Source organism: Flagellimonas marina, from assembly GCF_042651185.1.
Lineage (GTDB): Bacteria > Bacteroidota > Bacteroidia > Flavobacteriales > Flavobacteriaceae > Flagellimonas > Flagellimonas marina.
This window is the reverse complement of sequence record NZ_JBHSCL010000004.1, coordinates 229,518-247,149: the sequence shown is the minus strand read 5'-3', so window position 1 is coordinate 247,149 and position 17,632 is coordinate 229,518. Positions and strand designations below refer to the sequence as shown.

The following is a 17,632-nucleotide window of genomic DNA, read 5'->3' as shown; positions in this document are numbered from 1 at the left end:
GACCTATGAAAAACACATTTTTACCTGTATTGCTTTTCTTTTTTGGAATGATTTCCGCCAATGCCCATTACCTGTGGTTGGAAACCAACGGTTCTGGCAAATCCGGACAAGAACACGAAGTTCGTGTGCACTATGGAGAATACACCTACGGTGTTATTGAAAAGGTAGACGGTGAAGCATTTCCGGCTGTGGCCAAATTCACACTGTGGGTCATTGCCCCTGAAGGCACCAAGACCGAGTTAAAAACCACTGCCAAGGAAGACCATTACCTGGCCCGTTTCACCCCTTCGCAAAATGGCGTGTATACTATCGCCCTAAACAACAATGATATTGATGTAATTGATTACACCCAGTATGATTTTGGCATCTTCAAGACCCATTACCACTCCACAGCCAAGATACAAGTAGGCGACACGGATGCCGATACCCAAGCCATCAACCCTGAAGGTATTGTGGTAAAACAGTTAGCCCATAATAGCGACGAAATAAAACTCCAAGTCCTTTACAAAGGCAAGCCATTGGCCAAAAACGAGCTACAGGTGTATGTGGCCGATCTTTGGTCCAAAACCCTGCACACCAATGATAATGGTGAGGTCTCCTTTGCGTTGCCCTGGAAGACCAAATATATTGTGGAGACTACCATCAAGGAAGAAGTTCCCGGTACTTATAACGGGGAGGCCTATGAATTTATCTGGCATTGCGCCACTTATTGTATTAAATAATACGGAAAAACTATGGTCACTCTTATCTCACTTTTGGTTTTCATCGCTTTTTACCTCTTGTACAGCACTTCAAAAAAGATGGCTGGCGTTGGGGTCTTGGGTGTTGAAAAATGGATGGTTGACCATCGCTCCACCTTTCAATATTTCAGCTTGGCCCTTTTGATCATAGCATTGGGGCTAAGCATTTGGTTCTGGGGATTTGGTTCTGGGGTATTTACTTTTTGTATCCTCCTAATGACCTTGGCCAGCTTGGTAGTCTTACTAACCCCTTTGCGGTTGGTATCCTACACGTCCATTGCAATAACACTTGTCTTTTTTCTCATTTGTGAACTTATTCTGTTTTAGTACCATGCCAGCCAATAAAAAATATTTGACCTCGTCTCCTTGGCAACGTTTTGCCAAAATAAGCGCCGCTATTTTGGGGGGAATGATTGTTTCCGTATTGTTTCATATGGCCTTGGCAAGTTGGTTCGACCATGTGGTTGTGATCATCACGAGTACATTTTCTGTCTTTATTCTTTGGGCCATTTTGATGGTGCTTGCCTTTTTGGGCAAAAACGGATGGAAAATTTGGGGGTTTTATCTATTGGCATCAATAGTATTTGGGGCAATCTTCTATTTCGGTAACCAAACCCATCCAATCGTCTAGTGCTATGGGAAATCGTATCTACAACATTCTGTTCCATACCCACACCGTTAGTGGCATCGTCATCAGCGTAGCCCTATATGTGATATTCTTTACTGGTTCATTCTCCTTTTTTCGGGATGAAATTGCCAATTGGCAACGAGGTCACCAAACCTCAGAACAAGATGCCATAGTGGGAAGCATGGATGAGTATCTCAATGATATCTCCAAAGACCACAACTTGTTTGGCAGAGATGTAGAGATCAGTCATTATTTCAATGAACGGAGGGTCAATGTGAGCCTTGGGGCTTCTAAGGATTCCTTGGCCGCTGATGAGGACAAAGCCAGAACTTTTTTTTATTTGGATACTGAGGATAAATCAACAGGTACCTACGTAGAATCCTATCATTTGGGGGAATTCTTGTACCGATTGCATTTTTTGGACCAAATCCCCTACCCTTACGGACGCTATTTATCCGGATTCGTGGCCTTCTTTTTCCTTTTTGCCATCATTACCGGAATCTTGGTGCATTGGAACAAGATTATATCCAATTTTTACGTTTTTCGGCCATGGGCCAAGATCAAAACCCTTTGGACCGATGCCCACACCGCTTTGGGCGTTATTGGGTTCCCCTTTCAATTTGTATATGCCGTTACCGGGGCCTTCTTTTTACTAAAGGGCATTCTGGTGGCTCCTTTGGTGTTGGGACTGTATGACGGCGACCAGAACAAACTCTACGAGGATTTGGAATACAATCATCCTGTTTATGCTTATCACCATGAAAAATTGGACAAGGACATTGCCATTGACCACTTGATTGCCAAAACCAAGGAAGATTGGCCGGATTTCAGGCTCAAGGAAGCCCATATTTTCAATTATGGTGATACCAATATGCATGTGGCCATTAGTGGTTATTTGGGATATACCTCCAAACTGAACGGATTGGGGCACCGCATCTACAAAGTAGCGGATGGTTCCATTATTGAAGAAAAAGTACCCATGACCAACAATTCCTATTTGGATGGGGTGAAGAACATGATGTTCCGTCTACATTTTGGCGATTATGCCGGATATGGCCTTCGGGTTATTTCCTTTGTCCTTGGATTGGTCTCTTGTTTTGTGATACTATCAGGGATCATGATTTGGCTGGTGGCACGGGACAAGAAGAACATTCCAGAAAAACGGCGCATATTCAATTATCAAGTGGCCAATTGGTATATGGCCATTTGCCTTAGCTTACTCCCCGTTACTGCCTTGGCGTTTATCATCGTTCAATTTGCGGAAGAGGTGAACAGGCCATTTCTGTACCGCACCTATTTTCCTATTTGGTTAGTGGTCTCGCTCTTTTTCATCACTAAAAAGAATATTGGTTTTACCAACAAATGGACACTTATTTCCGGTGGGATTCTAGGTCTTTTGGTTCCAGTTGCCAATGGTATTGCCTCCGGAAATTGGATGTGGGCAACTTATGCCAATGGACAACAACAGATTTTCTTGGTGGATGTACTCTGGTTGATTTTGGGCATTGTCTCACTCTGGATAGCTTTCTTCAAACTAAATGCATCTAGGAGTGAGCTGGCACCAGCGAAAGACTAATGCTTATAGAACCCTTTATCGCGAAGGGAATAGGCTTCCTTCAAAACCTCAACAAGAACAGCATCATCAATTTCTTCCAAAGTGCGGTAGCGTAGTGATTTAACCACTTTTCTATTCTCTGTGGTCATTTTGTCCAAATGAAGGGTCAAATGGGCCGAACTCCAAAAGGCGATATCCACATATTTCTTCTTTTGGGATACATTTAAATAGCAGAGAGGTTGTTTTCCTTCATAAAAACAGGGAATTCCCCATTTGAACTTCATGTCCACATTGGGAACAACCGATTCAATCACCGCTTTTAGATGCAACAAAATGCTCCTAAAAGGTTCTTTTTGATTTAAAATATACTCTTCGGCCGGGTTCATAATTTGAAAGTACCCATTATTTGCTTTTAAAAATACGTTTTATCATTTTCATTACAAGCACAGCCACAAAACCCACGACCAATCCCACCAGAAAATCCTTCAACAATGAGGGGAATGCGGGAAACAGGTGATGTAGATAGTCTATGTTGTGGTTGAATATCCCACCAGAAACCAATAACAAAGCCAAAGTACCTACAATGGACAGTCCCTTGATGATTTTGGGAAGCGCATTGACCAATACCAAGCCAACCTTATCCGAAAAACTATCCGTTTCCTCATTTAGGTTGATAAGTTTATACCCATAATCATCCATTCGAACAATCAAGGCCACGATACCATAAACCCCCACAGTGGCCAAAAGTGCCACCACGGATACGGTTGCAATTTGTATGGTCAGGGATTCATTCACCACTGTACTCAAAGCGATAATGACAATTTCCACGGAGAGGATAAAATCTGTGACTATAGCCTGTTTGATTTTTTTCTTTTCCAGTTCGGGCAGTTCTTCTTCCGGGACTTCGGTAGGGTCATCATAGTGCTCTTCATGATTTCGATGGAATAAGTACTCGTATATTTTTTCTGCACCTTCATACGACAGATATATTCCTCCAAGAATGAGAATTATGGTAATGGCAGTGGGCAAATAGGCACTCAGCAAAAAAGCAATGGGCAGAATAATCACTTTGTTCAGGAAAGAACCCTTGGTAATGGCCCAAAGCACCGGAATTTCCCTACTGGCCAAAAATCCTGTTGCTTTCTCAGCATTTACGGCCAAGTCGTCCCCTAAAATACCGGCGGTTTTCTTGGTTGCTATCTTGCTCATGGAAGCTACATCATCCATAAGTGCTGAAATATCATCCAGTACTGCAAAAAATCCTGAAGCCATATCTTTTTAAGGTTTAGAATTGTTGTTGGCCACAAAATAAATAAGTCTGGGCATACCAACGTTCAAAAAATAAAAAAACAAAGGCATTTTGTAACTAGATTCCTTCCAAGGACATCCATGTGGTAAGCCAAACAATAAGCGATGAAAAGAAAATGCCAATGGTATTTGCCGCAAAAGCCTGACTCTTCTTCATTTTAAAAAGATAAGCAGCAATGCTACCAGCATACACCCCAGTGCCAGGCAAGGGTATCATCACAAATAGTACAATGCCCAAAAAGCCATATTTCCTAATCTTTTCACCTGACCCTTTTTTGGCTCTTTGCCCTACATAGACTGCAGATTTTTTATAGAAACGCCATTTGGTCAAATGCCTATTGATGTTTTCCAAAAAGAGCATCATAATCGGGAACACAAGTACGTTGGCCAAAAAGCATACGATGAATACCATATACTCGTTCAGCCCTTGGTACATACCGTAGGGAATACCAACTTTGGCCTCTCCGAACGGTGAAAGGCTCCAAAGCATTGCTATGATTAAATCTTTGTGCAAAAACTCCTTTTTTTGAACCGACAAACCTAGTCAGGAATTTGTACATGCACACGCTTAAAATCCTTAAATATTTATTAATTATCAAGGAGAAAGTTAGGCAACAGAGAAAAGCGTTGACCCACCGTTGATCTCGCGGTCAAAATCAGATTTTATTTTTTCGATGAATCGTTGTGGAGTCTTGTTTGAAATCCAAACCCAACGGTTTTGCACATCAACATCAAAATGAAAAATAGAAAAATCGCCTGAAAAATCACCATCCAATTTTTTTAAAAGAAACTTGGTGATTTTGGGTCGTAATCTGTATTCCATATCAATACAGGCCTTTTTTACAGCCTGATCGGTTTCTCCAGAAATCACCCAATTGAATTTCACGCGCAACAAGAATAGGATGGTCAATATACTAAAAATAACCTATTGGTAACATTTAAGTTATCCACATCGATCAAACATGTTATTCATCGCCATTTGCATAGGCCTGTAAATAGGCAAAACGTTGGGTCAACTTGCCATTTTGTGTCATTCGGGCCCGTTCCAAAATACCATCGGCATCGTTGTTAAAAAAGGCAGGAATCACATATTTGGTAAAGGCTTCACCGAATCCAACACTAGCGTCCCTGGGCAATTCGCAGGGTAGGTTGTCCACAGCCATGACGGCAATAGCGTTGTCTTTTTTATAGTCTATTTCTTTTTCAGTAGCTGGGTCATAGCCATATATTGGGTCTGCTATGGTTGAGGGCCTTATGGTGGAGGCCACCGGTCCATCAATATCACAGCTTATATCTGCCACGACCTTTATTTTGAAATCTGATTGTTTGGCATCTTCACGAGTGTACAAATAAGGAGCACCATCGCCATAAAAGTGACCGGCAATGTAAAAATCCGTCACTTCCGCAAAACGGAAAAAATTGGACTTGTATTCGTGGGGATTCTTAAAAAAATCTGCCTTGTTCCCCCGTACCCCATCTTTACGTTTGTTGTATTCGGAGGCATCAATCTGGCAATAGACCGGTTCGGAGAATTCCTCTTTTAAATAATCCGCCACATTGACCTTTTTAAGTCCCATGGCATCCAACATTTCTTTGGCTCCGTTGCCCACCCTACCCTTTCCGGTAAGAAGAATTTTAATGTTGGGCAGTTTTATCTTTCGGAGTTCGGTAATTAAGGCTTGTTGGTCTTTGAGTGTTTCAGCTTTAGGCAGTTGGAACAGGTCATATTTTAGCCCATAGGTTCTAATTCCGTTGTACGCCCCCACGATTCCAGCATAACGGCCGAAGGCCACCAAGCGCTGTCCGTTTGGGGCAGTAATGACTTCATGGTCGTACAACTCAATGTTCTTGGCCAAAATAGCTCGAAGTAAATCGCGGTTGTAGGGCTGTTTTTTGATGGTATGTGAGAAAAAGAAATACTTTTTATTGGAAATGAGTGCATTGATAGGCACTTCTTTTACGCCAAGAAGCACATCACAATTTTCAACATTTTCCACCACAGGAATGTTTTTATCGACGTACTCTTTATCTGAAAACACGCGAATGGGTGAAGTTTCTACTAAAATTTCAGCCTTTGGAAATGTGGAGAGGACATTTTGGCATTCTGCTGGGGACAGGACCACTCTGCGGTCTGGCGGATTTTTACGCTCCCTGATGATTCCGAATTTCATAAAACCGATTTGGTATAATTGTTGACCAAAATAAGGGTATTGGGTAGATGGCGCAAACTTTTTATCTTTTGATGGATATAGTTACCTTTGCCGACCGCGTTAGGGATAGAGGCGACATCCTTTTTTTGTCATTTCGAGCGGAGTCGAGAAACAGAAAAAGATACAGCCGAAAGCCTGACCGAAATGTTGCAAAGCAATATTTTGGTAACGCCCTAGAAAGCGTTCTTTGATAAAAAAGTGAATAGGATGAGGTCCCGAAACAAGTTCGGGATGTAATTCGATTACGCAAATTAGAAATTTGCTATCTCATTACGGGGCCGACCGGTTTTGACAGCAAGACCAATGGCGATGTAAGCATGCCGAGCGCTGGGATACAGCTCGTTAATCTCATGTTTCACACTTTTAATTGGCGATAATAATTACGCTCTTGCCGCATAATCTGAATTATAGTAAGATTAGCCTCGTCCCTACAAGGTAGGGAAGCGAGATGTCCCTTGGTAGCCCTTGTTGACGGCGACCTTTTTAGGGGCACCAAAAAAGTCAACACAAGGGTGTCCGCTTGCTTTGGCGGCACCTCTAAAATCTTAAGAAGCTAAGTGTATATTGGGCCGTATCTGGTCAGGTATGCATCGAAAATTAAGCAGATACTAAGCATGTAGAAAGCATGGTTGTTGCTTGTTTGGACGAGGGTTCGAATCCCTCCGGCTCCACTATAAACCCTCGTAAGTACAGTATTTACGGGGGTTTTTAATTATGGTTGACTATTTGGTTGACGTTTTTTGGATTTATGCAGCCCTAACCCTTACCTCCCTCCTTCTTTCTATCTCTTTTTGCATCCCCCTGTATATTTCATAGGACAAGTCACATAATTTTTTCTCCGGCACTTTTGTTTTAAAATCATGTGATTTGACAAATTCTTCTGTCTTAAGATAGAATATTTCCATCATTTCGTCTCTTTCGATGGTGTCTGGCACATTATCAAACAACACATATAGTATATCGGAGTAAGAGACACTATAATTGTCAACGCTCATACCTATGTCAGAAAGCTTCATCCATAACGCATAGCCCATTATGTTAGTCCCTATCAGCTTTAGCGCATCGTCGATGTAAAGTTTTGGAATCCAATATGATTCTTTGTGTCTTTGGTCCAATTTGGTCATAAACTCCAAAGTTTCATCATAGATTTGTTCGGCAACGGATTTAAAATCTTTTGAATCCAATTTAATCTTTCCGAAAAAGATGTTCCAAATAACATCGTAGTCTTCCTGATTGATTTGGGAGGGATCATAGTTGAAGATAGCGTCCAACACGGAAATACTTCCATTGAAATCGTCCCCTCCGCCATTCATTAGCTTCTCCAATGATTGCAATAGGGTTTCTTGTTTTAAAGCATTTTCAATGATAATTACTGCATTTGTCTTTGTGATCTTTGTTTTCATGGTCATTATATTTAATTATGGTTTAAGAAGCTTTTTTAAGGTTATGAGCCACTATTGCGGACAACCATTCAGAATAAATTTTTTCAGGCAATTCAGCGACCTTGTGTTTTTCATCAAAGCAATACCCGTCAAATATGTCATGGAGTTCCTCTGTAAGATTTTGATTGTCCTCGATGCCAAGGAGTATAAATGCGTTCTTAATACCTTTGAACTCATCCATTGGCTCAAACCTTCGGTCCATTCCAATTGGGTTCATTACATTACATATATTGTAAAGATGTTGGTGCATCCTGTCAACTATCAATGCATCCCTAATGATGCCGGTTATTACAAGGTTGATTTTCTGTTTTTCCATTTGATTTCGGTTTTAGTTTAATATTTAAATAAATTGATCTTGTTGCGAAGTAGTTGGGTTTCTTTATCCAAACTTATGGATGTTTCAATGGTCGGGTTTTTGAAATGGGCATATGCAGAATCCCATACGGAATCGAATAAATCACCAATTTGGTTCTGTTGAGTTTTCATGGCTAAATGTTTGTATTATTTTGATTTATATCTCAAATGTAAGTAATACCTCTATAAAATACAATCATTAGTTACATTTTAACATTTTTTAGAAGTATTATTTGTATTATCTTTGTGATATGTTACGAATAGAAGAGATTTTAAAGGAGAAGAACATTTCAAATCTTGAGTTTGCAGAAATTATGGGTGTGTCACCGACCTCGGCCAGCGCATTCAAGAGCGGTAGGACCAAGCCAAAATTTGACACTTTGGTAAAAATGGCAGAAGTATTGGATGTCGATATAAGGGAATTGTTCTACCCGACCAAGGGTGGGGAAATATTGAATGGCTTTGTACAATATAAAGAGAAGGTGTACACTATCAACAACAAAAAGGACTTGGATAAGTTAATTGAAGCTATTGACAATTCTTAACCTTCCATTCACCTTGAGAGTATGTCCATGATTTTCCATTGATCTCCAAATTCTGGTATCGACTTACCAATCTTTTGAAAATATCCAGAACCTGTGATTTTGTTTTCTTAGGGTATTTACTACCAAACCTATCATCTACCCTGTATATCCCATCTTCCACAATGGCCCATTTTCCACCATAGTTGGTCACCTTGGCATAACCAATTCCATACACCACTACTTCATATAAAAGCTTTTCCAGTTCTTCGGACATATTCCAAAAATATGGATATATTCCATTGTTTTCATATCTTGTTTGTGTTAAAAGTTATAACTAACTTGATACCAACAACCTCCAGATTATGTGTTATGATGTTTCCGCACAATTAGAATCACAATTGAAGCGTGCAATGCGTGATGGTGATGAACACGCTATACGTGAAATAAAGGAAAAACTTGTAAGGGAGACCGACCTACCCCTGTTCCATGTATCGGGATTCCAACATCCGAAAATGTTCATATATACCAACGAAAGCCCATATTATCCCGTTGTCTCGCAATGGGGACTGGTTCCGAGTTGGGCAAGGGACAAAAAGGATATTTGGAACAAGACACTCAATGCAAGGGGTGAGACCATTTTTGAAAAGAACTCATTCAAAAAATCCGCAAAGGATAAAAGGTGCATCATTCAGATAGATGGGTTCTACGAACACCACCACCATGGAAAGGAAACAGTCCCCTATTACATTTCAAGAAAGGATAAAAAGCCCATATCATTGGCGGGGCTTTGGAACGAATGGACAGACCCGGAAACAGAGGAAGTCTTAAACACCTTTACCATTGTGACCACCGAGGGCAATCCCATGATGGCAGAGATACACAACAACCCAAAGTTGGAAGGGCCACGTATGCCTGTAATGTTGCCGGAGGAACTTGAGGACAAATGGTTGATTGAGGTCAAGGATGAACTTGACATTAAGGACCTGGAGGAGCTTCTGAAGCCCTATCCCGAATCCGAGATGAAAGCGCACAGCGTTGGGAAACTGAGGGGCAAACATGCCATTGGAAACCAACCGGAGGCCACTGATTATTTTGAATACGAGGGAGTAAAAGAAGAATACTGATGGGCATTTACGATTACTTGGCTTTGGATAATGAGGAACAATGGGACGTGCTTTGGGATAAGGGCATTTTTGTGGATGCTTATAAATCCATTGACTGCTCATTTCAATTGTTCGCCATTGATAAGTTCTTTGTGGAGATAGAACTGGATGTCACCACAGAATCAATTGTTGGGAAAAGCGTTTTTAAAGAAGGGAAGCGATTGGATAAATATTCAGGTGATATAGGCGTAAAACCAGCACCGTGGGATTAAAATGATTGAACCGTACAAATTAGTCCAACAAATTCAGGAATCCGAGGATTTCAAAGAAGTGATACTTGCTAATTACATAGAGCATAGTGATGGCAAGACCATGCCTGAATATGCGGATGAAGAAAGGAAGTTGTTATCGATGGGCACCTATGGAGTGGAAGACTACTATAAAAAGGTCAATGAATACATCAAGTTCTTAGAATGGTTTACCGAATAGTGGTTAGCCATGGAATTATTTTTTTTCCAACCAATCATATAAGTATTCAAAGGTTTTGTTAAGTGTTTTCAAAGAAGTATGAAGATGAAGAATAGGTACTTCTTTTTCTGCTTCCCTAACAACCACCGGTCTTTTAGCTCCTTTACATTGATAACAGGTGTGTGATCCTTTTGTTCTCTTGCTTTCGCAATCATGGGCATTTAGAAATCGAATCCAATCTTTAGTCTTTATTGGCCTTCGATTTCCCATTAAGCAAATTCCATTGCTTCTAAAGATACATTGTCCAAATTCTGAAGAATCCCATCTTTATCAATGTAAGCTTTAGAATATTGTTTATTGAAAAACTTTGATTTTTTCCAACCTAGTTCAAATAAGAACCTCTGTTGTTCTTTTCTAGACATAGCGAATAGAGAATCCATGAACCCTTCCATGTCCAACTCAAAAGTTTCCATTGCCTCCTCTTTACTTGACCCATAACCTGAAACTTCAAGACTTGGTGAATAAACTACCCAAGAATCATCCTTTTGCCCAATCATTCTATTTACACGAACAAAAATATTTTGCTTAGATATTTTTAGTTGTTCTGTAATAAATGGGACTTGAGAACTGCTAGTTATTTTCTTTGTGTCAGATGCCATATAATCTTATGTCGAACAAATCTATAAAACTTAACCTACTAAATATACAAATTATTGTCCTTTTAACACATACCAGACTTAAATACAGTCTTTTAATAAAAGTAGTATCAATACTAGGTGTGTAAATTTTATATCCATATCATCCCGATAAGTCTACCTAAATGTCAACCTACAGTTTAACATATTGTAAATCAAACAAATGAATGTAGAGTATTGGAGCCGTATGGTATTGAACTTTAATCTGTGCTATATTCTATGGGACCAGATTGGGAAACCGCTAAATTTCCCTCTGTTCAATTAAGAGCCATGCAATGTGCTTAATTTCATTCATAATCAAATTGAGTATCGTGAATCAAGAAATATTTTTCTTGTTCAGAATCCTCGTTTAATACTACTTCCGTAAAAGTACCGTCAGCATATGCGCATAATATTTGCTCTCCCTCTTGCATAAATATCTCGACCAACTCATGCTTTAAGCATTATAGATCAAAAGTTAGACCCGCCGCATAAACGGCCTTACCATATAATACTGAGTCGCCAAATTCATAGCACATATACCAAAAATCCTCTCCAGTAGCATTATGGATACCTAATAACAGTGATAACTCCTGTTTTTCATCTTTGTCCAACAAGTCAAGCAACTTATTATAAAATTCCGTAGTGGTGTAGGCGAACTCCATGAGTTCTGAAACATCGCCCGGTCTTAGAAACATGGCTAGGTCTGGATCCGTGATACAATCTTCAGCATATTGATATAGGTCATCAAGATTGTACACTAAGTACGCCCTGTCCTTGTACTGGGAAATCATGGGACCCGCTGATGACTTCTCATTGAATGGTTTTATTTTAAAATCATACATTGTACAGTTCAAGGCAATGGTAAAGGCTTCAGTATAATCTTTTAAATCCTTCAAGACCGTTCATTTTGAGATGTTTAAATCTACAAAATAAATTGAATCGTCAATGGCTAATAAATGATTCAAAATTTACAATACGGAAATTTACTTGTCGATATTAAAGTCTTTCCCTACTTTTAAGTGATTCCCCTTAACTTTTTTAAACAATATAACCATTCAAAATGATTATAAAGAAAGTAGTGGTTTTCAATACCTCTATAAAACATATTCAAAGGAATAATTAATGAACAAACTTTATGGGTTGGATAATTGTCATATTTCTTTTCATAGGATTACCAATGCTGGGTTACTTCCTTTTTACGGGTGTGTTTGATATGATATTCGGAAAGAACGAAGAAGCCCCATATTATCAATCAAATCCGACCAAAATCATTGATAAATCAGTTCACCACCACTACCACGATAACAGGAAAATCAATGTTGATGGAAAAGAATTTAAATCAATGATAGGTGATGAAGATGGGCAGGAAAACTACCAAAAAGAGGGCTAAAATCAACTAAATCGTCACCCAAAATATTATAATTTTGATTATCAGTCGTTTATAATGCTATTTTTGGAGCAGGGAGGTATTGATTTAGCAATTTTGTTTTTTTTTGATTACAAACCTTAAAATATGTCCTCAAAAATATCCGACAACATCAAGGAACATCTTCTTGGAGCAACTAGAATCTACTTTGTTGCCATTGAAAACTTTCAATATTCACATTATTTTTCATCAGGTAAAAATAAATCGGAAGAAGATTATATTGCTAATTCCTCACATCTGAAATTTATATCCCACTCTCTATGGAGAATTTCCGTTATCGAAACAAGTAAACTTGTTACGGATTCTAGAAACCAAGAATTTAATCTTCATAAACTAATTAGAAAAGTAAAACAATCAAGACATGTCTTTAAAGACAAAGATTTCCTGATTGCTAAATGGGAATACGATATTGGACTAATTGATTTAGAAATTAAGACCATTAAAGATTTAAGGGACCAGATTTATGCACACACAGATAAAGTTTACAAACAAAATTTTCGGATTGACTTTGGCGATTTGCAACGAGTTTTAGGAAATTGTTGGAGAATACTTTTCGATTTGCATTATTATCTCTTGGAATCTACTTATGACAGTACACTCCCATATTTTGAGGGTAAGGAATTGGATATTTTAAAGGTACTGTCAATTGAAAGAGACAAAAGATTAAATCAACTCTATAATGATGGAAATAAATGAATCTACCAAATTAACATCCCCCAGCCCTTAAACAAACCTTGAACATCTTCTTTCTTGAACATAAGACTCCCCTCTTCTCTTGGCTTAAGATGTTTTAATGCTATCTCTTCCGACTTAGCTGTCAATTTTCCGTATCTACCCTCCTCTTCAATCCAATGGAAGGGTGTATAAAGCTCCTCTGAGGCCTGTAGTTCCTCTAAAAATCTAAGTTCAAAATTTTCTTTCATAATAAGTGATTTAAGCAAAGCCCCCAAAAGAGGGGGCCTCACTAGCAACAAACAATCTTAATTTAAACTTTTGGAGGCACTGGTCTATATTTGGTCTGACCATCCTTATTTGAAGCAACAATGAACTCATTGAATATTGCCCAAGAGTTTCGGTCACCAGCACCTTGTCCCGGAAAAATATTGCAATACTTCTGTATCTCAGCATTGTTCTGATTCAAAAATTCGCACAATTTGTTGGCGAAATCATACTTTTGGTTCTCCTCGTCGTTTCTGGTCCAGTATGAGCAATTTTCTTTCATCTGCTCTTTGGATTTGTCAGTTACCGCAACCTTTATACCATCTAGGTGTAGGAAATGCTCACTTGACTTGATTCCCAAACCCTTAAGGGTTTCCTTCAATGGTGTTGGGTCAATCCCCAAAGCATTAAAATTGAACTCATCCGTTGCCTTTGGAAATGGGAACTTTTCCCTTAGCTCATCCATAACATAGCTATATCCATTTTCCAGAAGTTGCTGCCTTTTTTCCTTGGTGGGCTTTATCTCCAATAAAGAGTCCACCTGCTCAAACACTTCATTGATTTTTTCCGCTGCAATATTCGCATTGCTAAGCATTGTTGCATTTTTGGATTCATCATAGTAAATCAACTTACTTTTAAATTCCATTCTCAATTAAATTATTAACCTATTAAAACTTCCTTAAACACTTTCTTTATTTCCGATTTCTTGAAGTATTTCTTACCATTTTCTTCTCGGTAATCGCAAATTTTTACTGCTTCTTCTGTTGCTTTTGGGTCAAAGAAAAAACCCTCAGATTTTCCAAAAGACATAAACCAAGTAGGCCAAGTTGCCAATGTGTCATCCTCTAAGGTCTCTAAAAACCTCAATTCCTGATTTTCCTTCATTGTATTGCCAAATAAGGGGTCTGCTTTATATAACTTTTCAACTCCAACTCGTTAACCATTAAAACTCCACCCACCTCAAAAGAATCTAAACTAGAAATGATCTCTTTCTCAATTGTAGGTATCATCCATTCTGTACCTGGAGTATTACTACCCCATTTAAGAGGGATATACCCTTCCTCAACCTTGTTTAAATCTTCCAAGAATTGAAGTTCATTTTGAATCTCCATGATCAATTAACATTTAATTTTTCCCTTAATTCTTTGATTCGCTCCCGTCTTTCGTCAGGTGTAAGGGTCAAAAGCTCCTCTACCGTTGAAATCTCGGATATTTCAGTCCTGTTCAACTTGGGCAAGGCATACTCTAAAAGTTTAAGGATAGCATCCACCCTGCCTTTGGAATCAAGTCTTTTTAAATCTCCCTGTAGGGATTCCCAATTCTCATCAATGAGCTTGTCCACCCTTTCTCTCAAAGCCTCGGTTTTTCTGTTCGGAATACCTTTTGGCCTACCTGCTCCCTTTCTTTTTCCTCCTTGCATAATCTTGATTTTTAATGATTGTTTTTCAAGTTGAACAGGACTTACTATCTACAGCTTTTTCTTCTTGCTGCTCACAAATTGGCTGTCCACCACTTTGTCACCAAAGATGACCTGTACCGTGTCGGGGCCATATCTTTTGCTCCCAGCTTTCTTAGCTGCTGAATCCAATGTTTTTTTCATGTTTTCCATTTTTCCTGTTTTTAAAAATTAATACTCGATTTAATCAAAGAAGTCCTCAACTTCGGCTGAAAACCCCTTTAGTTTTTGTTTTGCCTCCAAACTTCCAGGGCTTAACCCTTCCTGTTGGCAGAACTCAACAAATTCTTCATAGTTCTTGGGTTGGAATATCTTTTCTTCTTTACAGAACCTTTTCTCCAAACCCTCCTTAATTCTTTGTAATGCCTCGATACGGTTTTCCCAATCGCTCTTGGGTATTGTGATGCCGTCCAACATCTTATCACCTTCAAAAGCTTCTATGTAAATATCATTCTCGTTTACTGCCGGATAGGGGCGTAAATCAATTTGTCTCTTGGATTTTCCTAAATGGATTTTCATATTCTAAATTTTTAAGGGTTCAATACATCCCGACTATTACCTTATGTATTTATGTTATTCATTTTCAATAACTTATATTCTTAGTTGACGTTTAGGTAGATTTCCTGCCCATTTTCATGGACCAAATCAAATTCTTCAACCAACAATCCCAATGTTTGATTCCTTTTATACAGTTCATTGGCCACCAAATCTTGCTTACTTAGAATCTGCTGAACGGCATTATCTTCTTTCCTTGGAAATAGGAAAATGTCCGCTAAGTCCGTATTGGCATCCACATCCATCCCTTCCATGCAGTCATCGACCCTTATATTAAAACCGAACTTGTTCAGTTGCCGACTTTTGTCTTTCCATTCTTGGATAGCATCCTTATCCGGAAAAGCGACTACACCAAACTCCTTTATCGGTTTTAGCGTCTCATACTTGAAATTTTGTTTTCCTCCAGTGGCCATCCAGATAAAATCATCATAGATAAGGCTCATTATCACCGCTGTCTTTTCCGATTCAACAATGGCTATATTCTTGATTCCTTCGGTGTTCTTTAAATGCAGTCCAAAGAGACATTGCTTCAACTCAGTTCCGTTAAGGGGAATCTCCAAAAGGTTCCTAAAAGTGTTGAAGTTTCTCTTACTTCTCTTACCTGTTTCTCTATCATAAAGCATTATTTTTCCATGCCTTACTTTCTCCTTGTCATCAATCTGCCAAAATACGTTTGCGCCTTGCCAGGCATCAGAAGTGCCTATCAAGTATCTCAATACAGCTTCCTTGACTTTTTCTTTTGGGAAGTGCTTGTTCAAGAATTGTACAAAGTTGTTTTCCTTGAACCTTCTTCCCGACTGTGAGACCAATTTTCGGTCATGATAAAAGGTTGGCAATTCAATTGGTTCGTGCTTCTCGACCAAAGTTCCTGAATTGGGCAAAAAAGACTCACCACAACTATGGCAATACCCATGCGCTTCATGCGCTATGAACGGGACAAACTTTCCATCCCTATTGCTTTTGTTGCAAGGGCAATATTTTACCCTTCTTCGTCCTTTACTGTCCAATTTCAAATCGTCCATTTCGTTGCTATACTACTCGTACCACGGGTACGATTTTGCTTCTATTCGTACCAAAGTACGAGGATTTTTATTATTTAACTTAATGTATTTCAACTACTTATATTTATTTATTATATCAATTCGTACTTTCTACAGGAGTACGAATCAGTCATTTGACTTCTTCAATATCTTCCTAACCGCCCCTTCTGAAAGACCTACCTCTTTGGCAATCTTCACGTTTGTCCACTCCTCTTTTTTCAAATCAAATATTCTTTGGTTCCGCTCCTCTTTTTCTTGGTATGTCTGGGTGACCAAATGATTATACTCATCGGAGTTATCCACAAAATGGAAATGGACAAAGTTTGAGGGCTTTTGGACCTCGTACACAAGCACGTTATCACTTCCATATATATGGTCACAGTTTCTTGATTTTATTTGCTTGACATACCTATACGACTTATCCCTGTTGCTCTCACCAATGGCAAAAGAACTGTCACAAAAATTCATCAGCATTGCGCTACCTCCAAGGTCATTCCTGTTGATGGGCCTACTCTGGTCACGTTTTGGGCTATGAGCCAATGCTAGAATAGAAAGCCCATATTTTGATTTCAATTTTTTAAGGTGCTTCATCAAAGGGATAGCGTCCTTGCTCTTTTCGGTTTCGTTCTTCAGGTAGGTAATATTGTCCACAATCAAGACCTTGCTGCCTGTTCTTCTTATCTCCGCTTCAATTGAATCATTGATTACTTTATTGAAGTCAGAACTTTGCGGCATTTCGGCCTCATGGTCAATCTCTACCCTGTAGAACCTTTCATCAAAAAAGTGATGGTCTGTATAATTGTTAGAGTACCTATTTTCAAACTGCTTCGCAGAAAGTTCAAAATCGAAATACAGAACTGATTGGGGCTGTGATTCCATCTTCAACGGAAAAACACTCCGGCCACTGCTTATGCTATCTGCAATTTGAACGGCCAATATTGACTTCCCTACGTTGCTGCTGGCGTAAAGAATACATACTTCACCTTCAAACCATAGCTGTCCAAATAGCATATTCGGTATCGGTTTGCTTTTGGCTTCATTGATCCATTCATTGGCCGATTTGGTAATTAGTAAAGATGAAGATGACGAAAGCACCTTAACATTATTCATTAGCATTGGAATCCTTTGCTCTAAAACCTTCTTTGCCTCATGTCCGCTAATCATTCCAAATGATATTTTTGTTCGGGTTGTTCCTGAGCAATTCCAT

General features: G+C 39.1%; 30 protein-coding genes and 1 other RNA gene. 11 read left to right on the top strand and 20 right to left on the bottom strand.

The window, feature by feature from the left end; translation table 11 throughout:
• Nucleotides 1-5: 5 nt before the first annotated feature.
• The 4 genes from ACFOWS_RS04695 to ACFOWS_RS04680 are packed head-to-tail and all read left to right on the top strand — an operon-like array spanning nucleotide 6 to nucleotide 2,944.
• The gene (locus ACFOWS_RS04695; RefSeq protein WP_379762804.1) at nucleotides 6-722 is read left to right on the top strand and encodes a DUF4198 domain-containing protein; all 717 of its coding nucleotides are present in this window, start codon (nucleotides 6-8) and stop codon (nucleotides 720-722) included.
• Between the two features lie 12 nt (nucleotides 723-734).
• Nucleotides 735-1,067, top strand: coding sequence for a hypothetical protein (locus tag ACFOWS_RS04690; RefSeq protein WP_379762803.1), 333 nt, complete (start codon nucleotides 735-737; stop codon nucleotides 1,065-1,067).
• A gap of 4 nt (nucleotides 1,068-1,071) precedes the next feature.
• Nucleotides 1,072-1,371 carry a hypothetical protein gene (locus ACFOWS_RS04685; RefSeq protein ID WP_379762801.1) on the top strand — a complete coding sequence of 100 codons (300 nt, stop codon included), beginning with the start codon at nucleotides 1,072-1,074 and terminating at the stop codon, nucleotides 1,369-1,371.
• Between the two features lie 4 nt (nucleotides 1,372-1,375).
• Nucleotides 1,376-2,944, top strand: coding sequence for a PepSY-associated TM helix domain-containing protein (locus tag ACFOWS_RS04680; RefSeq protein ID WP_379762800.1), 1,569 nt, complete (start codon nucleotides 1,376-1,378; stop codon nucleotides 2,942-2,944).
• Here ACFOWS_RS04680 and ACFOWS_RS04675 read toward each other — a convergent pair.
• From ACFOWS_RS04675 to ACFOWS_RS04655, 5 genes are all read right to left on the bottom strand, one after another.
• On the bottom strand, nucleotides 2,941-3,309 hold the full coding sequence (locus ACFOWS_RS04675; protein WP_366591119.1) for a DUF1801 domain-containing protein: 369 nt from the start codon (nucleotides 3,307-3,309) through the stop codon (nucleotides 2,941-2,943). The two genes, ACFOWS_RS04680 and ACFOWS_RS04675, sit on opposite strands and share 4 nt — an antisense overlap.
• A 16-nt stretch (nucleotides 3,310-3,325) precedes the next feature.
• Entirely contained in the window at nucleotides 3,326-4,195 is an 870-nt protein-coding gene (locus ACFOWS_RS04670) for a DUF808 domain-containing protein (protein WP_379762799.1), read from the bottom strand.
• 94 nt (nucleotides 4,196-4,289) lie between these two features.
• On the bottom strand, nucleotides 4,290-4,745 hold the full coding sequence (locus ACFOWS_RS04665; protein ID WP_366591117.1) for a COG2426 family protein: 456 nt from the start codon (nucleotides 4,743-4,745) through the stop codon (nucleotides 4,290-4,292).
• Between the two features lie 93 nt (nucleotides 4,746-4,838).
• Complete coding sequence (locus ACFOWS_RS04660) at nucleotides 4,839-5,117, bottom strand: hypothetical protein (RefSeq protein ID WP_366591116.1); 279 nt, start codon at nucleotides 5,115-5,117, stop codon at nucleotides 4,839-4,841.
• Between the two features lie 79 nt (nucleotides 5,118-5,196).
• Nucleotides 5,197-6,402, bottom strand: coding sequence for an NAD(P)-dependent oxidoreductase (locus ACFOWS_RS04655; protein WP_379762798.1), 1,206 nt, complete (start codon nucleotides 6,400-6,402; stop codon nucleotides 5,197-5,199).
• Between the two features lie 313 nt (nucleotides 6,403-6,715).
• On the opposite strand from ACFOWS_RS04655, the gene ssrA reads away from it, so the two are divergent.
• Nucleotides 6,716-7,115: a transfer-messenger RNA gene (ssrA, locus tag ACFOWS_RS04650) on the top strand.
• Between the two features lie 72 nt (nucleotides 7,116-7,187).
• Here the strand turns inward: ssrA and ACFOWS_RS04645 are convergent.
• Genes ACFOWS_RS04645 through ACFOWS_RS04635 form a run of 3 tightly spaced genes read right to left on the bottom strand, consistent with a single transcriptional unit; the run spans nucleotide 7,188 to nucleotide 8,369 of the window.
• Nucleotides 7,188-7,844, bottom strand: a complete 657-nt coding sequence (locus ACFOWS_RS04645; protein ID WP_379762797.1) for a hypothetical protein — start codon at nucleotides 7,842-7,844, stop codon at nucleotides 7,188-7,190.
• A 22-nt stretch (nucleotides 7,845-7,866) separates the two neighbouring features.
• A complete protein-coding gene (locus tag ACFOWS_RS04640) occupies nucleotides 7,867-8,199 on the bottom strand; it encodes a hypothetical protein (RefSeq protein WP_379762796.1) in 333 nt (110 codons plus the stop codon).
• Between the two features lie 17 nt (nucleotides 8,200-8,216).
• Nucleotides 8,217-8,369, bottom strand: a complete 153-nt coding sequence (locus ACFOWS_RS04635; protein ID WP_379762795.1) for a hypothetical protein — start codon at nucleotides 8,367-8,369, stop codon at nucleotides 8,217-8,219.
• 119 nt (nucleotides 8,370-8,488) lie between these two features.
• Between ACFOWS_RS04635 and ACFOWS_RS04630 the strand changes: the two genes are divergently transcribed.
• Nucleotides 8,489-8,782 carry a helix-turn-helix domain-containing protein gene (locus ACFOWS_RS04630; RefSeq protein WP_379762794.1) on the top strand — a complete coding sequence of 98 codons (294 nt, stop codon included), beginning with the start codon at nucleotides 8,489-8,491 and terminating at the stop codon, nucleotides 8,780-8,782.
• On the opposite strand, the gene ACFOWS_RS04625 is transcribed toward ACFOWS_RS04630, so the two are convergent.
• A complete protein-coding gene (locus ACFOWS_RS04625) occupies nucleotides 8,766-9,035 on the bottom strand; it encodes a hypothetical protein (protein ID WP_379762793.1) in 270 nt (89 codons plus the stop codon). The two genes, ACFOWS_RS04630 and ACFOWS_RS04625, sit on opposite strands and share 17 nt — an antisense overlap.
• Nucleotides 9,036-9,123: 88 nt before the next feature.
• Here ACFOWS_RS04625 and ACFOWS_RS04620 point away from each other — a divergent pair, with 88 nt between their 5' ends.
• The 3 genes from ACFOWS_RS04620 to ACFOWS_RS04610 are packed head-to-tail and all read left to right on the top strand — an operon-like array spanning nucleotide 9,124 to nucleotide 10,353.
• Complete coding sequence (locus ACFOWS_RS04620; RefSeq protein WP_379762792.1) at nucleotides 9,124-9,885, top strand: SOS response-associated peptidase; 762 nt, start codon at nucleotides 9,124-9,126, stop codon at nucleotides 9,883-9,885.
• On the top strand, nucleotides 9,885-10,136 hold the full coding sequence (locus tag ACFOWS_RS04615; RefSeq protein ID WP_379762791.1) for a hypothetical protein: 252 nt from the start codon (nucleotides 9,885-9,887) through the stop codon (nucleotides 10,134-10,136). The genes ACFOWS_RS04620 and ACFOWS_RS04615 overlap by 1 nt, the downstream gene beginning before the upstream one ends.
• 1 nt (nucleotide 10,137) lies before the next feature.
• Complete coding sequence (locus ACFOWS_RS04610; RefSeq protein WP_379762790.1) at nucleotides 10,138-10,353, top strand: hypothetical protein; 216 nt, start codon at nucleotides 10,138-10,140, stop codon at nucleotides 10,351-10,353.
• Between the two features lie 248 nt (nucleotides 10,354-10,601).
• On the opposite strand, the gene ACFOWS_RS04605 is transcribed toward ACFOWS_RS04610, so the two are convergent.
• A complete protein-coding gene (locus ACFOWS_RS04605) occupies nucleotides 10,602-10,991 on the bottom strand; it encodes a hypothetical protein (RefSeq protein WP_379762789.1) in 390 nt (129 codons plus the stop codon).
• 479 nt (nucleotides 10,992-11,470) lie between these two features.
• A complete protein-coding gene (locus tag ACFOWS_RS04600; protein WP_379762788.1) occupies nucleotides 11,471-11,905 on the bottom strand; it encodes a hypothetical protein in 435 nt (144 codons plus the stop codon).
• A 281-nt stretch (nucleotides 11,906-12,186) separates the two neighbouring features.
• On the opposite strand from ACFOWS_RS04600, the gene ACFOWS_RS04595 reads away from it, so the two are divergent.
• Complete coding sequence (locus ACFOWS_RS04595) at nucleotides 12,187-12,399, top strand: hypothetical protein (RefSeq protein WP_379762787.1); 213 nt, start codon at nucleotides 12,187-12,189, stop codon at nucleotides 12,397-12,399.
• A gap of 123 nt (nucleotides 12,400-12,522) precedes the next feature.
• Nucleotides 12,523-13,131 carry an AbiU2 domain-containing protein gene (locus tag ACFOWS_RS04590; protein ID WP_379762786.1) on the top strand — a complete coding sequence of 203 codons (609 nt, stop codon included), beginning with the start codon at nucleotides 12,523-12,525 and terminating at the stop codon, nucleotides 13,129-13,131.
• A gap of 2 nt (nucleotides 13,132-13,133) precedes the next feature.
• Here ACFOWS_RS04590 and ACFOWS_RS04585 read toward each other — a convergent pair whose 3' ends face one another.
• The 9 genes from ACFOWS_RS04585 to ACFOWS_RS04545 all read right to left on the bottom strand — a co-directional run bounded on the left by ACFOWS_RS04585 (nucleotide 13,134) and on the right by ACFOWS_RS04545 (nucleotide 17,535).
• A complete protein-coding gene (locus ACFOWS_RS04585) occupies nucleotides 13,134-13,358 on the bottom strand; it encodes a hypothetical protein (protein WP_188599630.1) in 225 nt (74 codons plus the stop codon).
• Nucleotides 13,359-13,420: 62 nt separating this feature from the next.
• Nucleotides 13,421-14,020 (bottom strand): hypothetical protein, encoded by a 600-nt coding sequence (locus tag ACFOWS_RS04580; protein ID WP_379762785.1) that lies wholly within the window; start codon nucleotides 14,018-14,020, stop codon nucleotides 13,421-13,423.
• Between the two features lie 14 nt (nucleotides 14,021-14,034).
• Entirely contained in the window at nucleotides 14,035-14,259 is a 225-nt protein-coding gene (locus ACFOWS_RS04575) for a hypothetical protein (RefSeq protein WP_379762784.1), read from the bottom strand.
• On the bottom strand, nucleotides 14,256-14,486 hold the full coding sequence (locus ACFOWS_RS04570) for a hypothetical protein (RefSeq protein ID WP_379762783.1): 231 nt from the start codon (nucleotides 14,484-14,486) through the stop codon (nucleotides 14,256-14,258). Before ACFOWS_RS04570 ends, ACFOWS_RS04575 begins: the two co-directional genes overlap by 4 nt.
• 2 nt (nucleotides 14,487-14,488) lie before the next feature.
• Nucleotides 14,489-14,794, bottom strand: coding sequence for a hypothetical protein (locus ACFOWS_RS04565; RefSeq protein WP_379762782.1), 306 nt, complete (start codon nucleotides 14,792-14,794; stop codon nucleotides 14,489-14,491).
• Nucleotides 14,795-14,842: 48 nt separating this feature from the next.
• Nucleotides 14,843-14,974: a hypothetical protein gene (locus ACFOWS_RS04560; protein WP_379762781.1), complete on the bottom strand. Its 132-nt coding sequence runs from the start codon at nucleotides 14,972-14,974 to the stop codon at nucleotides 14,843-14,845.
• Nucleotides 14,975-15,013: 39 nt separating this feature from the next.
• Nucleotides 15,014-15,349 (bottom strand): hypothetical protein, encoded by a 336-nt coding sequence (locus ACFOWS_RS04555; RefSeq protein ID WP_379762780.1) that lies wholly within the window; start codon nucleotides 15,347-15,349, stop codon nucleotides 15,014-15,016.
• Nucleotides 15,350-15,429: 80 nt separating this feature from the next.
• Entirely contained in the window at nucleotides 15,430-16,407 is a 978-nt protein-coding gene (locus tag ACFOWS_RS04550) for a DUF6371 domain-containing protein (RefSeq protein ID WP_379762779.1), read from the bottom strand.
• 144 nt (nucleotides 16,408-16,551) lie between these two features.
• Nucleotides 16,552-17,535 carry an AAA family ATPase gene (locus tag ACFOWS_RS04545; RefSeq protein WP_379762778.1) on the bottom strand — a complete coding sequence of 328 codons (984 nt, stop codon included), beginning with the start codon at nucleotides 17,533-17,535 and terminating at the stop codon, nucleotides 16,552-16,554.
• Between the last annotated feature and the right edge of the window lie 97 nt (nucleotides 17,536-17,632).

Excerpts from the sequence above, each read along its gene's own strand:
- ACFOWS_RS04695 (WP_379762804.1), top strand. The coding sequence starts at position 6 with ATGAAAAACACATTTTTACCTGTATTGCTTTTCTTTTTTGGAATGATT.
- ACFOWS_RS04690 (WP_379762803.1), top strand. The coding sequence starts at position 735 with ATGGTCACTCTTATCTCACTTTTGGTTTTCATCGCTTTTTACCTCTTG.
- ACFOWS_RS04685 (WP_379762801.1), top strand. The coding sequence starts at position 1,072 with ATGCCAGCCAATAAAAAATATTTGACCTCGTCTCCTTGGCAACGTTTT.
- ACFOWS_RS04680 (WP_379762800.1), top strand. The coding sequence starts at position 1,376 with ATGGGAAATCGTATCTACAACATTCTGTTCCATACCCACACCGTTAGT.
- ACFOWS_RS04675 (WP_366591119.1), bottom strand. The coding sequence starts at position 3,309 with ATGAACCCGGCCGAAGAGTATATTTTAAATCAAAAAGAACCTTTTAGG.
- ACFOWS_RS04670 (WP_379762799.1), bottom strand. The coding sequence starts at position 4,195 with ATGGCTTCAGGATTTTTTGCAGTACTGGATGATATTTCAGCACTTATG.
- ACFOWS_RS04655 (WP_379762798.1), bottom strand. The coding sequence starts at position 6,402 with ATGAAATTCGGAATCATCAGGGAGCGTAAAAATCCGCCAGACCGCAGA.
- ACFOWS_RS04645 (WP_379762797.1), bottom strand. The coding sequence starts at position 7,844 with ATGAAAACAAAGATCACAAAGACAAATGCAGTAATTATCATTGAAAAT.
- ACFOWS_RS04640 (WP_379762796.1), bottom strand. The coding sequence starts at position 8,199 with ATGGAAAAACAGAAAATCAACCTTGTAATAACCGGCATCATTAGGGAT.
- ACFOWS_RS04635 (WP_379762795.1), bottom strand. The coding sequence starts at position 8,369 with ATGAAAACTCAACAGAACCAAATTGGTGATTTATTCGATTCCGTATGG.
- ACFOWS_RS04630 (WP_379762794.1), top strand. The coding sequence starts at position 8,489 with ATGTTACGAATAGAAGAGATTTTAAAGGAGAAGAACATTTCAAATCTT.
- ACFOWS_RS04625 (WP_379762793.1), bottom strand. The coding sequence starts at position 9,035 with ATGTCCGAAGAACTGGAAAAGCTTTTATATGAAGTAGTGGTGTATGGA.
- ACFOWS_RS04620 (WP_379762792.1), top strand. The coding sequence starts at position 9,124 with ATGTGTTATGATGTTTCCGCACAATTAGAATCACAATTGAAGCGTGCA.
- ACFOWS_RS04615 (WP_379762791.1), top strand. The coding sequence starts at position 9,885 with ATGGGCATTTACGATTACTTGGCTTTGGATAATGAGGAACAATGGGAC.
- ACFOWS_RS04610 (WP_379762790.1), top strand. The coding sequence starts at position 10,138 with ATGATTGAACCGTACAAATTAGTCCAACAAATTCAGGAATCCGAGGAT.
- ACFOWS_RS04605 (WP_379762789.1), bottom strand. The coding sequence starts at position 10,991 with ATGGCATCTGACACAAAGAAAATAACTAGCAGTTCTCAAGTCCCATTT.
- ACFOWS_RS04595 (WP_379762787.1), top strand. The coding sequence starts at position 12,187 with ATGCTGGGTTACTTCCTTTTTACGGGTGTGTTTGATATGATATTCGGA.
- ACFOWS_RS04590 (WP_379762786.1), top strand. The coding sequence starts at position 12,523 with ATGTCCTCAAAAATATCCGACAACATCAAGGAACATCTTCTTGGAGCA.
- ACFOWS_RS04585 (WP_188599630.1), bottom strand. The coding sequence starts at position 13,358 with ATGAAAGAAAATTTTGAACTTAGATTTTTAGAGGAACTACAGGCCTCA.
- ACFOWS_RS04580 (WP_379762785.1), bottom strand. The coding sequence starts at position 14,020 with ATGGAATTTAAAAGTAAGTTGATTTACTATGATGAATCCAAAAATGCA.
- ACFOWS_RS04575 (WP_379762784.1), bottom strand. The coding sequence starts at position 14,259 with ATGAAGGAAAATCAGGAATTGAGGTTTTTAGAGACCTTAGAGGATGAC.
- ACFOWS_RS04570 (WP_379762783.1), bottom strand. The coding sequence starts at position 14,486 with ATGGAGATTCAAAATGAACTTCAATTCTTGGAAGATTTAAACAAGGTT.
- ACFOWS_RS04565 (WP_379762782.1), bottom strand. The coding sequence starts at position 14,794 with ATGCAAGGAGGAAAAAGAAAGGGAGCAGGTAGGCCAAAAGGTATTCCG.
- ACFOWS_RS04560 (WP_379762781.1), bottom strand. The coding sequence starts at position 14,974 with ATGAAAAAAACATTGGATTCAGCAGCTAAGAAAGCTGGGAGCAAAAGA.
- ACFOWS_RS04555 (WP_379762780.1), bottom strand. The coding sequence starts at position 15,349 with ATGAAAATCCATTTAGGAAAATCCAAGAGACAAATTGATTTACGCCCC.
- ACFOWS_RS04550 (WP_379762779.1), bottom strand. The coding sequence starts at position 16,407 with ATGGACGATTTGAAATTGGACAGTAAAGGACGAAGAAGGGTAAAATAT.
- ACFOWS_RS04545 (WP_379762778.1), bottom strand. The coding sequence starts at position 17,535 with ATGAATAATGTTAAGGTGCTTTCGTCATCTTCATCTTTACTAATTACC.